Annotated in this window: 11 protein-coding genes and 1 pseudogene; 10 read left to right on the top strand and 2 right to left on the bottom strand. The window is 62.8% G+C overall.

Translation table 11 applies throughout. The features are described from left to right. Window positions 1–11: 11 nt before the first annotated feature. Window positions 12–1,442: pseudogene (locus tag ABH922_RS19690) on the bottom strand (PucR family transcriptional regulator); the annotation flags it as partial. Window positions 1,443–1,559: 117 nt separating this feature from the next. Here ABH922_RS19690 and ABH922_RS19685 point away from each other — a divergent pair. The 3 genes from ABH922_RS19685 (at window position 1,560) to ABH922_RS19675 (ending at window position 4,403) form a co-directional block, all read left to right on the top strand. Then, window positions 1,560–2,039, top strand: a complete 480-nt coding sequence (locus ABH922_RS19685; protein WP_424808513.1) for a nucleoside deaminase — start codon at window positions 1,560–1,562, stop codon at window positions 2,037–2,039. Then, entirely contained in the window at window positions 2,036–2,992 is a 957-nt protein-coding gene (locus ABH922_RS19680; RefSeq protein ID WP_424808512.1) for an isopenicillin N synthase family dioxygenase, read from the top strand. Before ABH922_RS19685 ends, ABH922_RS19680 begins: the two co-directional genes overlap by 4 nt. 274 nt (window positions 2,993–3,266) lie before the next feature. Continuing rightward, window positions 3,267–4,403, top strand: a complete 1,137-nt coding sequence (locus tag ABH922_RS19675; protein ID WP_424808511.1) for a magnesium and cobalt transport protein CorA — start codon at window positions 3,267–3,269, stop codon at window positions 4,401–4,403. Window positions 4,404–4,454: 51 nt separating this feature from the next. Here ABH922_RS19675 and lppU read toward each other — a convergent pair whose 3' ends face one another. After that, entirely contained in the window at window positions 4,455–5,066 is a 612-nt protein-coding gene (gene lppU / locus ABH922_RS19670) for an LppU family putative lipoprotein (RefSeq protein WP_424808510.1), read from the bottom strand. A 90-nt stretch (window positions 5,067–5,156) separates the two neighbouring features. On the opposite strand from lppU, the gene ABH922_RS19665 reads away from it, so the two are divergent. From ABH922_RS19665 to ABH922_RS19635, 7 genes are all read left to right on the top strand, one after another. Further along, window positions 5,157–6,230: an ATP-dependent DNA ligase gene (locus tag ABH922_RS19665; RefSeq protein ID WP_424808509.1), complete on the top strand. Its 1,074-nt coding sequence runs from the start codon at window positions 5,157–5,159 to the stop codon at window positions 6,228–6,230. Further along, window positions 6,230–7,270 carry a non-homologous end-joining DNA ligase gene (gene ligD / locus ABH922_RS19660; RefSeq protein ID WP_424808508.1) on the top strand — a complete coding sequence of 347 codons (1,041 nt, stop codon included), beginning with the start codon at window positions 6,230–6,232 and terminating at the stop codon, window positions 7,268–7,270. Before ABH922_RS19665 ends, ligD begins: the two co-directional genes overlap by 1 nt. Window positions 7,271–7,368: 98 nt before the next feature. After that, entirely contained in the window at window positions 7,369–7,896 is a 528-nt protein-coding gene (locus tag ABH922_RS19655; protein ID WP_424809732.1) for a DUF6764 family protein, read from the top strand. A gap of 103 nt (window positions 7,897–7,999) precedes the next feature. Then, window positions 8,000–9,211, top strand: coding sequence for a serine hydrolase domain-containing protein (locus ABH922_RS19650; RefSeq protein WP_424808507.1), 1,212 nt, complete (start codon window positions 8,000–8,002; stop codon window positions 9,209–9,211). Between the two features lie 249 nt (window positions 9,212–9,460). Further along, window positions 9,461–10,375 (top strand): L,D-transpeptidase, encoded by a 915-nt coding sequence (locus ABH922_RS19645; protein ID WP_424808506.1) that lies wholly within the window; start codon window positions 9,461–9,463, stop codon window positions 10,373–10,375. Between the two features lie 121 nt (window positions 10,376–10,496). Beyond that, on the top strand, window positions 10,497–11,426 hold the full coding sequence (locus tag ABH922_RS19640; RefSeq protein ID WP_424808505.1) for a carbohydrate ABC transporter permease: 930 nt from the start codon (window positions 10,497–10,499) through the stop codon (window positions 11,424–11,426). Beyond that, window positions 11,423–12,319, top strand: a complete 897-nt coding sequence (locus tag ABH922_RS19635) for a carbohydrate ABC transporter permease (RefSeq protein ID WP_424808504.1) — start codon at window positions 11,423–11,425, stop codon at window positions 12,317–12,319. The genes ABH922_RS19640 and ABH922_RS19635 overlap by 4 nt, the downstream gene beginning before the upstream one ends. Window positions 12,320–12,340: the final 21 nt, after the last annotated feature.

The raw sequence follows: 12,340 nt of genomic DNA, 5'->3' as shown, positions 1-12,340 counted from the left end.
CCGAGTAACGAGCGGATGCGATCGAGTCGTTGATAGAGCGACTGACGCCCCAGGTGAAGTGCGGACGCGGAACTGGTCGCGCTGCATCCGTGCCGCAAGTGCACTTCGAGGGTTCGAGTCAGGTCACTGGAATGAGTTGAATCCCAGTTGATCAGCGGCGCAATGATGTCCAGCATCCGATCTCGGGCCCGCGCGGGCAGTTGGTCGACGGACAGTTCCGGTGTCAGCTCGCGCGTGGTGGTCACGACTCGGCCTGCGAGCCACGTCCGACGCGCCGACGTGGCAAGGCGAAGCCCCGAGCGTGCCCCGTGCAGTGCGGTACTCACCTCGGGTGGCGAGAACAGGCACGGATCGCCGATCACCACCGTCACCCCGTCGGTGATGTTGGCGGCCAACGATTTCCCGAATGCATCGCTGACGGCGCCGACGGCGTCGACGGTACCGGCCGGCACCGCGACGAGACCGTAAGTGCGCGAGTGGACTTCGGCGCACAAGCTGGGCTGACCCAGATGCCGAGCTGCGGATTCGAGCAGTCGACTGGCAATTCGCGAGCCCGGAGAATCGACGGCGACCGCCACCACGAGATTCCCCGGTGCCGGGTGAAAGCCTGCGGCGCCGGACCGGACCCGGAGATCGATGTGGCGGACGTCGCCGCCGTCCAGTAGGTCCGAGACCAGAGCAGCGGCAGCGCGTTGGGGTCGGCCGGTCAGACTCCCCGAATAGGTCAACGCCAGACCCAGTGACAAGGCGGACTGCTCGAGTAGAGCGTGAAGTGCACCGGTATCGAGCGGTGAGCCGGGACCAGCCGTCAACGTGCCCCACACGCCGTCCCTGGAACGTACAGCGGCAGTGGCGGTTCCAGCGTCGGCCGCCCGCCATGCCGACCGATCGTCGTCGACGCCGTGCGCTGCGACGAGCGCGCCGCTGCCGCTCGTCACGATGAGCGGGCACCCGGTCACTGCACTGATGCGTTCGAGCAGCTTGGCCACACCGTTGCCTGCCATCAACTCTAGTTCGAGGGACCGGGCCAGTTCGTCGCGCAGTCGTAGCACGGCAACTTCACGCGAAATGATCTCGGTATTCGCGTTCTGGCACAGTTCGATGAAGGGCACGACCGTTCGCAGGGCGATCAAGGGCATGTTCATGGCGGTGGCTTCCTCGATCATGTCCTGAGGAATCGTGTCGAAGGTTCGGCCAAGTTCTACGGCGACGCCTGCAACATTGCGTTTGCCGACCTCGCGCAGATAGTGCCTGCGGGTTCCTGGGTCGACGCCGGAGAGCCCCAATCCCGTGGTCAGGAGCAGTTCATCGCCGGAGAGCAGCGGGCTGATCTCGTAGATTTCGCTCGAATGTACCCACCGGACCGCCCGCCCCAATGACCGCCCGCCGGCCAACACCTGCGGATCTGCACTGCGGAATTGGCGGTCGAGCAGCTCGCGCACAGTCAGGGTCACGGGCAGGGCTTCCTCTCTCGGGGCGACAGTATGTCCACATTAGGAGCGGCTCGTTACCACAATGTGTCCGTTGTGGTCCGGTAGGTAACCGCAGAAAGTAGAGGTATGTCGACGACAACGACGAGTGCCCGGGCGGCTCTCGATCCCCAACAGATGTTGCAGTGCGCGATCGCCGAGGCGGAACTGGGTCGTAGCGAAGGCGGTATTCCCATCGGCGCCGCACTTTTCGGCTCCGACGGAACCCTTCTCGGCAGTGGGCGCAATCGCAGAGTGCAGCACGACGATCCGTCGGTGCACGGCGAGACCGACGCTTTTCGCGCCGCGGGCCGTCAACAGGACTACCGGACAACGATCATGGTCACCACGTTGTCGCCCTGCTGGTACTGCAGCGGACTGGTGCGGCAGTTCGGCATCGGCACCGTGATCATCGGGGAGAGTGTCACATTCACCGGTGGGCACGAGTGGCTGCGAGAGCACGGTGTGAACGTCACCGTGCTGAGCGACCGACGCTGCATAGACCTGATGACCGAATTCATCGATACGTGTCCAGCTCTCTGGAACGAAGACATCGGAGTACCCGAATGAAAGCTGTTTCCACCATCGATATTTCCCTCTGGCGTGCCGGTGGCCCGGGAGCGCAGGATGTGGCCGCGCAGGTGGACGAGGGACTGCAACGCGCCGGTTTCCTTCTTGTTCGTGGCCACGGGATCACTGCGGAGCTGGCCGCCGACGTGCGCGCCGCCGCCCGGAAGTTCTTCGCGCTGCCCACCGAGGTCAAGAACAAGTACGCCGCAGTGGTCGGGGAACGCGGCTGGATCGGGCCGGGCATGGAGGCCAACGGCTACTCGGAGGGAACGCAAACTCCGCCCGATCTCAAAGAGACCTTCGCGGTGGGTGCTGACACGGCTACCGGTGATCGAGCGGTCGACGACGTCTGGTTCCGCGCGAATGTCTGGCCGACGGAGGTGACCGAACTGCGCGAACTTCTCACCGTCTACACCGCGCAGATGCGGCGACTCTCCGACGACCTGCTCGAGATGTTCGCTGCCGCCCTCGGCCTGACTGCGAATCCTTTCGACGGACTCGCCGACCGTCCGACGTGGACCTGCAACATCAATCACTATCCGCCGTTGAGTTCCGTGGGTGAGCCTGAACCCGGACAGTTCCGGATCGGACCGCACACCGACTTCGGGACCGTCACCGTGCTGGACCGGGAACCGGGTTCGGGCGGACTGCAGGTGTACACCGACGAAGGTGGTTGGGAAGATGCGCCGTACGATCCGGAAGCGCTGACCGTCAACATCGGCGATCTCCTCGAATACTGGAGCGGAAGACGGTGGCCGTCGGGCCGGCATCGTGTGCTGCCGCCCCAATCCGATGCACCCGAGGAAGATCTGGTATCGCTCATCTATTTCTACGAACTCAACCACGATGCGGTGGTGATTCCCTTGACCGAGCCGGTCGGAAAGGTGTCCGATCTCGACCCCGTGGTGTCGGCCGATTTCGTGAAGCTGCGACTCGACGCCATCACGCTCTAGCCGCGCCCGCCCCGCGCTCTCGGCAGGTTTGTCCTACCGCAGGGCGCGGGGTAGAGTGTTGGCGTCGTGCGCGGTCCTGGCACGACTTTCGAGTGGGAATCCAGGGAAGAGGAGGTGTGGCTGTAATGCGTGGCCAACCTCCGAGTACCAACTGAAGCTGCAGACGATCCGGTCAGCCGGGTGTTTCGCTGCAGCTTCACCGTGTGTTCATCGACCTCTGCTTCGCTGTCGGGCGAGTCAAGGTTGTTCACTCTTCCCGTGAAAGCTGTTCAGTATGCGCGAATTTCGTCAGCCTCGATCCATCCTCCCGCGCCGCTCCGCCGGGCTGGGCGAGTCACGTCCCGGCCATTCCGGTGGCCCGCGTCCGTCACCGTCGCCGGATATCGCCGTCGAGTCCACCGTCGTCGACAGTGGGGTGTACCGCGACGGTGCGAGGATCGCGTCGCCGTCGACGCTGGCCGAGGCGCTCTCCTGTGTCCCGGACGAGCAGTCCATGGCGTGGATCGGCCTGTACCGCCCCGATGATGCTCAATTGTACGATGCAGCAAAGCATTTCGATCTCCACGAGCTGGCGGTCGAGGATGCGATCGTCGCGCACCAGCGGCCGAAGCTCGAGCGTTACGGCGAGACGTTGTTCGTCGTGCTGCGAGCGGCTCGTTATCGGGACGAGACCGAGCGGGTGGAGTTCGGTGAGCTGCACGTATTCTGTGGCCCCAGTTTCATCCTGACTGTTCGCCACAGCGAGTCGCCGGATCTCTCTGCCGTCCGCCACCGCATGGAAAATGATCCCGAGCTACTCAAACTCGGTACCGAAGCTGTGTTGTACGCGATCTTGGACGCGGTGGTCGACGGATACGCACCGGTGGTGGCGGGCCTGCAGAACGACATCGACGAGATCGAGACTGAAGTATTCAGCGGTGATCCCGGGGTGTCGCGTCGCATCTACGAGCTCACCCGCGAGGTCATCGAGTTCCAACGTGCGTCACGTCCCTTGCTCGGAATGTTGCGCGGACTGTCAGCCGGATTCGACAAGTACCATACGGACGAAGAACTACAGCGTTATCTGCGAGACGTGACCGACCATGCAACCACGGTCGTCGAGCAGGCCGACGGTTTCCGTCAGCTGCTCGGCAACATCCTCACCGTGAACGCGACGCTGGTGTCGCAGAATCAGAACGAGGAAATGCGTAATCTGACGCGCGCGAGTTACACGCAGAACGAGGAAATCAAGAAGGTGTCGGCGTGGGCGGCAATCTTGTTCGCGCCGACGCTGATCGGAACCGTGTACGGAATGAACTTCGACGAGATGCCGGAATTGCATTGGCATCTGGGTTATCCGTTTGCCTTGTCGATGATGGTGCTCACCTGCGGCACGCTCTACACCGTGTTCAAGCGGCGGGGTTGGCTCTGACGTTCGCCGTGCGCCGACCGGCGAGGTTGTAGGTCGGCGCACGGACCACGGTCAGAGCGTCTGGGCGCAGACGGCGAAATTGCGTTCGGGGTACGAGAAGCCCGAGTCCGATTCGCCGCCGCAGTCGTCGATGGACGACGTGTTCTGCAGAATGTCGAGTACTTTGACGCCGTTACTGGTATCCGAGGCTCCGCAGTCGACGTGCGCGGGTTCGGTACTGCCGAATCCGAGGTCGACGCATCCGCCGATCACCCAGTCGACGTCGAGGCAGACTGCCCCTCGCTCGTTGCCGCCGAAGGTCTCGTAGTAATACGAGTCGACGTCGGAGGCGCATTGTGAGTTGGACGGCACCTTCGCCACAACCTTGTAGTTGGAATCGGCGCTACCGCAGTCCGCCTTGTCTATCTCGGCATTGGTCATCGTTCCGCCGAGTTTCACGCAGTCACCGATCGCCACGTCGATGCTCACTCGGCCACCGTCGTCGTCGCCTTCCTGGCCCACGATCCGCGTGGTGGTCGGTGCGCTCGACGAGGTGACGGCAGTCTCGGAGTCTGCTGCGGCCATCGGAGTGCCGTCGCTGCTGCTGCTACAGCCTGCGACGAAGAATGCGACCGCCGAGGCGGCGGTCGCGGCGACGAGAAGGCGCCGGAGGGTTCCGGGCATATGTGCTCCCTGTGTGCTGGATCGAACTGTTCGGGACCTATTCCACTGCATAGGTAGTCGAATTGCCAAGCCGACTGACAGTATGGGGTGGTGGACCTTCCTGTGATGCCGCCTGTTGCGCCGATGCTGGCTAAGGCGGCGGCGTCCGTGCCGACGCAAACCGAAGGGCAACAACCGGTCTGGTCGTACGAGCCGAAGTGGGACGGGTTCCGGGCGATAGTGTTTCGGGATGGCGAGGAGGTTGTGATCGGTTCACGCGGGGGGAAGGATTTGGCACGGTACTTCCCGGAGATGGTGGATGCCTTTCGCGATGAATTGCCCGAAAAATGCGTTTTGGATGGCGAATTGGTCGTTACTCGATCCCAGGACGGCGTCACGCGTTCGAGTTGGGAAGCACTGTCCGAACGCATTCACCCCGCAACCAGTCGAGTGACGTTGCTTGCCGAGCAGACTCCGGCGCAATTCGTCGCGTTCGACATCCTTGCCCTGAGCTCACGTGATGTGTCGACCGAGGACTTCGCGGTGCGGCGGGCGCTGCTCGCGGACACCGTCGGCGGTGGGGCGCCGCTCGCGGACACCGGCGGTGGGGCGCGCTGCCACGTCACGGCCGCGAGCACCGACAGTGCCGAGGCGCGGCGCTGGTTCGACATGTTCGAAGGCGCAGGCCTCGACGGCGTCGTCGCGAAGAAACTCCTGGGACCGTACCTGCCAGGCAAGCGCGAGATGGTCAAGGTCAAGCACGCCAGGACAGCAGATGTCGTACTGCTCGGTTACCGTCCGCACAAGAGCGTGCCGGGTATCGGATCGTTGCTACTCGGCCTGTTCGACGGTTCCGAACTCATATCTGTTGGCGGCGCCTCGGCGTTCACCGCTGCCAGGCGGATCGAATTGCTCGCCGAACTCGAGCCGCTGCGCCTGGGCGACGACGTCGTTGCCGAAGGTGAAGCGAGCCGTTGGCGGTCGGCTGCCGAACGATCCTGGATTCCGCTCCGACCCGAGCGGGTACTGGAAGTGGCGTACGACCAGATGGAAGGGGAACGATTCCGGCACGGCGCCCGATTCCTGCGCTGGCGTCCGGACCGTGTGCCCGACGAATGCACGTTCGAGCAACTGGAGGTTCCGGTGCGATACGAATTCACGGATGTACTGGCAGGCGGTAGATGATGGCTGCAGCGGCAGAAGAACTGACGGTGGACGGAATCGCCGTCCGACTCTCGAGTCCCGACAAGATCTATTACCCGCAACTGGGCGTCGACGGCGGGACCAAACGTCACCTCGTCGAGTACTACCGCACAGTTGCCGAGAACGGCGCCGCGCTGCGGGCTCTCTCGGATCGCCCGACGCATCTTCAGCGCTTTCCGGACGGCGTCGAAGGCGACGAGGTTTACCAGAAACGACTACCTGCCAAGCGACCCGATCATGTCGAATCGTGCACCGTGACCTTTCCGTCAGGGCGCACGGCCGAGGTGCTTCGAGTCCGCACTGCCGCGAATATCGTATGGGCGGCCAACCTGGGGACCGTCACCTTCCACCCGTGGGCGGTGCGCTGCCCGGACGTCGATCATCCGGACGAGCTGCGTATCGATCTCGACCCCCAGCCGGGAACGGGATTTGCCGAGGCGGTTGCCATCGCCGACGACGTTCTGCGGCCCCTGCTCGACGAGCTGGGTCTGACCGGCTTTCCCAAGACGTCCGGTGGGCGCGGTCTGCACGTGTACGTACCGATCCTTCCGAACTGGGATTTCATCGAGGTTCGCCGGGCGGGGATTGCGTTGGCCCGTGAAGTCGAGCGGCGCAGCGGTGATCGCGCCACCACGGCCTGGTGGAAGGAAGAACGAGGCGAGCGCATCTTCATCGACTACAACCAGAACGCTCGCGACCGAACCATCGCGGCTGCGTACTCCGCCCGGAAGACGCCGATTGCCACCGTGTCCACGCCGGTGACGTGGGCAGAGTTGCGCGACGTCCATCCGGACGATTGCACTATCGCGACGGTGCCCGGACTGTTGGCCGATCGCGGCGATCCGATGGCGTCGATCCACGAGAGCCCCTGTTCGCTCGACGTTCTGCTGGAAATGGCCGAGCGCGACGTGGTCGCCGGGTTGAGTGACCTGCCGTATCCGCCGAACTATCCCAAGATGCCGGGCGAACCGAAACGCGTGCAACCGAGCCGAGATCGCGATCGGCATCGTGAAGACGGGTAACGTCGAGGACGAATGTCGGGTATTTCAGTTTTTCTACACCTAGGTTTTCTGCACTTCGGATATTTCTGCACTTCGACGGCTCAGTGGGGTTGAACGGTATGTATCGCGGCGGTAAGCGAACAGTACGAGTGTTGCTGGGCATCTCGACGGCATCGGTGGCAGCCGTGGGATCGATCGCAGTTCTGGCAGGTGGGACCGCGTCAGCGGCGACACTCGACTGTTCGGCTCGCAGCCAGGACCAGACGACGGTGATCGGAGCGTCCGCGTGCCGGGCCGTGGCCGACGACACCAGTAACGCGATCTCCCGCGTGTACGGTGACGGGGTGGCGGCGGCCGACTCACGCGATGGTGGATTCGCCGCCGGAATCAGTCTTTTCGGGGGTGTTTCGGCTGCGGAATCGAGAGCGGGAGCCCTCGCGAGCATCGCGGTGGGACCCGATTCGCTGGCACTCGGTCGCACGGACTCGGCTCCGCTGGCTCTGGTGATCAGCGGTCCCGGTGGCCGGGCTGCGGTGGGCGACGCATCGGTCGGTGCGATCTGTGCAGGCGGTCCCAGTCTGGTTTTCAACGTAGCCACAGGTCAAGGTTGCGTCAGCGATGGCGCGAGAGTGTGGTCTCTGCCCTGAACCCACCCTGAATCGTGTCAACGACGTGACGGTAGTCACAATGAGAAAAGGTTCCGGTCGTGGATCAGGCGGCTGGGCATGATCAGGGGAAGCGGAGGGCGTGATGGCACCTGACGCACAGGGCGTTTCACTCGCGAATGTTGCAGTTCCCTCGCGGACGGAGCTGTATGTAGATCGCAGGTTCCTGCCGCTCGCCGATCGTTTCTTCGCGATGTATCGCCAGTCGAATCAGGGTGGCGGCGCCCTTGTCGCCTATCTGGGTGGCGAGAAGGTGCTCGATATCTGGGCGGGATATGCCGATCGTGACCGTCGCTGGGACCACGACACCGTCTCACTGTCGTTTTCCACCGGTAAGGGAGTCGCCAGCACGGTAGTGCACCGGCTGGCCGAGCGCGGCCTCGTCGACTACGACGCACCGGTCGCCCGGTACTGGCCGGAATTCGCAGCAGCGGGCAAAGAGTCGATCACGGTCCGAGAACTCATGTCGCATCGCGCTGGACTCCACAAAGTCCGCGGACTCGTGCCGCATCCGACGGACCTGATGAACTACGACAGTGTGGTCGCCGCATTGGCGGCGACCACACCGGACAAACGTCGCCTGAAAGGGCCCGGATATCACGCGGTGACCTACGGGTGGCTGGTCGCCGAACTTGTCGCTCGGGTTGTGGGGCGCCCGTTCGTCGACGTGGTCGAGGCGGAGATCGCAGGGCCCCTGGGAGTTGACGAGTTCTGGTATCGGGTCCCGGAGCCTGATCGTGGACGGATCGCGAAGTTGTTCCCGCACATCAATCCGGCCGGAGTCAACTGGTCGTTGGCGTCGACGGTGCTCTCACACGTCGGACCGACACGAGGTCTGGCGGAAGCGGCCATGCCGGACGGTTTCGACGTCATGGTTCGTAACCCGGCGGTGTACGACGCTGTCATGCCAGGTTGGAACGGTGTTTTCAGTGCCCGTGCGCTGGCCAAGATGTACGGTGCGATCGCCAACGGGGGCGTGATCGACGGCGCCGTCTTCCTGAAGGAGTCGACCATCGAGCAGATGGCGACGATCCAGACCCGGGACCGCGACTACGTGCTGGCGATACGGCCCAATTGGACCCTCGGATACCATCCGCCGATCATCGCCGCTCGTCGGCAACCTCAGCACGCGATCGGTCACTACGGCGTCGGTGGATCGGGTGCATACGCAGATCTGGCGACGGGACTCTCGCTGGCGTTCACCACCAACAGGCTCGGAAGCGCTGTCACTGCCCTCGGTGATCTTCGTCTGGCCAAGCTGGGTGCGGAAGCCCAGGAGCTGGTTCGTCGGATCTGACCCGGTCAGCTGGACAGGAGCGGTTGACCAGGCACCCCGAATCGACGGGCGACAGGTCGCCGACCGGACGAGCCGATGCGCGTGCGCGCGAAGTCGGCAACGATCAGGCAAACATGCGAATTGCTCGATTGCCGCATTTGTGTGTTAATGGCTATGGAAATGTTCGGTTTGGTCTGGTTTGTGCGTTGGTAAGGCGCCGAGCGAGAGGTCGACACATTCCCGGACACGTAGCCGAGCGAAAGAAGTGACATGCGCAGCAAACAGGTTCGTCGGACGTCACGGATTGCAGTGGCACTCGTCGGAGCGGTGGCCGCAGGACTCGCACTGGCCGGACCGTCAGCGGCGGTGCCCCTCTTTCCCGGTGGCCCCGACGTTCAACTGCCGCTGATCCCCGGTGTGCCGTTCTTCGATCCGGCGGTCCCGGTGCCCGGTCAGCCCTTCACGCCGCCCATCGGCGCTCCGAACTTCTCCGCACCGTCGGTCAATCCGGCATCCGGCGAGACGGTCGGTATCGCGCAGCCCGTCATCATCCGGTTCAACGAGGCGATCGGCGACCGCGCAACGGCCGAACGCGCCATCCGTGTCACCACCGATCCGCCGGTCGAGGGCAACTTCTACTGGATCAACGACAGTCAGGTGCGCTGGAAGCCTGCACAGTTCTGGCCCGCCAACATCTCCGTCACGGTCGACGCCGGAGCCTCGCACTCGACGTTCACCATCGGCGACGCTCTCGTGACCGTCGCGGACGACAACACCAAGCAGATCACCGTGACCCGCAACGGCGAGGTGGTGCGCACCATGCCGACGTCGTTCGGCAAACCGGGCCATGAGACACCGAACGGCACCTACATCGTCGGCGAGCAGCGACGGGACATGTACATGGACTCGTCCACCTACGGTGTTCCGGTGAACTCCCCGGAGGGATACCGCACTTACGTCGAGTACGCCACGCGTATTTCCTACAGCGGCATCTTCGTTCACGCGGCCCCGTGGTCGGTGGCCCAGCAAGGCTTCACCAACGTCAGTCACGGCTGCCTCAACGTCAGCACCGACGACGGCAAATGGTTCTTCGAGAATGCGGGCAAGGGTGATCCGGTGATCGTGCAGAACACAGCCGGTGGAGTCCTCAACGGCGCAGACGGTCTGGGCGACTGGAACCGTTAGTACACCAACAGCTGAAGGTCCCGCACGAGAATGACTCGTGCGGGACCTTTTTCGTATCCCGTTCAGACTGAATGTCTCATTCGTTCACCGTTCATTGGTTGAAGGCGTCCAGACTTCCACAGTGCCGTCGAGTCCGGAAAGAACGCTGCCCCAAACAGGGAGGCCAGGTCTACTTGGTAGGCCCTGGCGAGATTATCTGCTGTTCGCGCTACTGGTGGGACCCAACCTCGCGTTGTTGGTCATCTTCACCTACCGACCCCTGGTCGACAACATCAGGCTCTCGTTCTTCGACTGGAACATCGCCGATCCTCAGGCGACATTCATCGGTCTGAGTAACTACCGCGAGTGGTTCGGGCGCAGCGATACGTGGCAGATCGTCAGCAACACAGTGATCTTCACGGTTGTGACGGTACTCGGATCGATGGCGATCGGGTTGGCGCTGGCAATGCTACTCGACCGCAAACTGGTGGGGCGCAATCTGGTTCGCTCGGCGATCTTCGCACCGTTTGTGATCTCCGGTGCTGCGATCGGTGTCGCGTTCCAGTTCGTGTTCGATCCGCATTTCGGATTGATCCAGGATCTACTTCAGCGCGTGGGAATACAGTCGCCAGATTTCTACCAGGACCCGCACTGGGCGTTGTTCATGGTGACGGTGACGTACATGTGGAAGAATCTCGGCTACACCTTCGTGATATATCTTGCTGCGTTGCAAGGGGTTCGGCAGGAATTGAACGAAGCTGCCGAGATCGACGGTGCGCGGCCGTGGACGAAGTTCCGCCGGGTACTTCTCCCGCAGTTGCGGCCGACGACGTTCTTCCTGTCCATCACGGTGATGCTCAATTCGCTTCAAGTGTTCGACATCATCAACGTGATGACACGCGGCGGCCCACTCGGAACGGGTACCACCACCATGGTCTATCAGGTCTACAACGAAAGTTTCCGTAACTTTCGGGCCGGCTACGGGGCCACCGTCGCCACCGTCATGTTCCTGGTTCTCCTGATCATCACCGTGTATCAGGTTCGTGTCATGGACCGGGGAGAGACCGCGTGACCGCATTGCAGGAGAAGGAAACAGTCGTGACCGCGTCGGCGATCAGGGCGGATGCAAAGCCGCACGGCAAGCGTGAGATCGGCGTGACGATTCTCGGATACGCCGCGATGATCATCGCGCTGGCCGTGATCGTGCTGCCGCTCTACTGGATCGTGATGACCTCGTTCAAGGATCGGCCGGAGATCTACACGCAGCCGGCCACATGGTGGCCGTCGTCGTGGCATCCGGAAAACTACACGGAGGCAACCACTACCGTCCCCTTCTGGACTTTTCTGCGTAACTCGATAGTGATCACCACCGTTCTGGCCGCCGTGAAATTCGTACTCGGAACACTGAGTGCGTACGGTCTGGTGTTCCTCCGGTTCCCCGGCAAGAACTTCGTATTCCTCGGCATCATCGCCGCTCTGATGGTGCCGAATCAGATCACCGTCATCTCCAATTACGCACTGGTTGCGGAGTGGGGTTGGCGGAACACCTTTCAGGGCATCATCGTTCCTCTGGCCGGCGTGGCCTTCGGCACCTTCCTGATGCGCAATCACTTCCTGTCCATTCCCGGCGAGATCATCGAAGCGGCGCGTATGGACGGTGCAGGTCACTGGCGGTTGCTGCGACGTGTCGTACTGCCGATCTCTGGGCCGACGATGGTGGCGTTCGGCATCATCACCGTCGTCAACGAGTGGAACGAATATCTTTGGCCGTTCCTGATGTCCGACGACTCGTCGGTGGCGCCACTGCCGATCGGGCTGACACAGTTGCAGAACAACGACGGCCTTACCAACTGGGGTCCGGTCATGGCCGGAACTGTGCTGACCATGTTGCCTGTTCTCGTGATTTTCCTTGTGCTGCAACGGCACATGATCAAGGGCCTCACTTCCGGTGCGGTCAAGGGCTGACTTACTCCCATCACACTCTCT

Source organism: Rhodococcus sp. 27YEA15 (assembly GCF_049739425.1).
Classification (GTDB): domain Bacteria; phylum Actinomycetota; class Actinomycetes; order Mycobacteriales; family Mycobacteriaceae; genus Rhodococcus_F.
The sequence above is the reverse complement of the archived record's forward strand: the minus strand, read 5'-3'. Positions and strand labels throughout refer to the sequence as shown.

Coding starts and splice junctions, on each gene's coding strand:
- ligD (WP_424808508.1), top strand. CDS start 6,230: ATGGCTGCAGCGGCAGAAGAACTGACGGTGGACGGAATCGCCGTCCGA.
- ABH922_RS19645 (WP_424808506.1), top strand. CDS start 9,461: ATGCGCAGCAAACAGGTTCGTCGGACGTCACGGATTGCAGTGGCACTC.
- ABH922_RS19650 (WP_424808507.1), top strand. CDS start 8,000: ATGGCACCTGACGCACAGGGCGTTTCACTCGCGAATGTTGCAGTTCCC.
- ABH922_RS19675 (WP_424808511.1), top strand. CDS start 3,267: ATGCGCGAATTTCGTCAGCCTCGATCCATCCTCCCGCGCCGCTCCGCC.
- ABH922_RS19655 (WP_424809732.1), top strand. CDS start 7,369: ATGTATCGCGGCGGTAAGCGAACAGTACGAGTGTTGCTGGGCATCTCG.
- ABH922_RS19685 (WP_424808513.1), top strand. CDS start 1,560: ATGTCGACGACAACGACGAGTGCCCGGGCGGCTCTCGATCCCCAACAG.
- ABH922_RS19680 (WP_424808512.1), top strand. CDS start 2,036: ATGAAAGCTGTTTCCACCATCGATATTTCCCTCTGGCGTGCCGGTGGC.
- lppU (WP_424808510.1), bottom strand. CDS start 5,066: ATGCCCGGAACCCTCCGGCGCCTTCTCGTCGCCGCGACCGCCGCCTCG.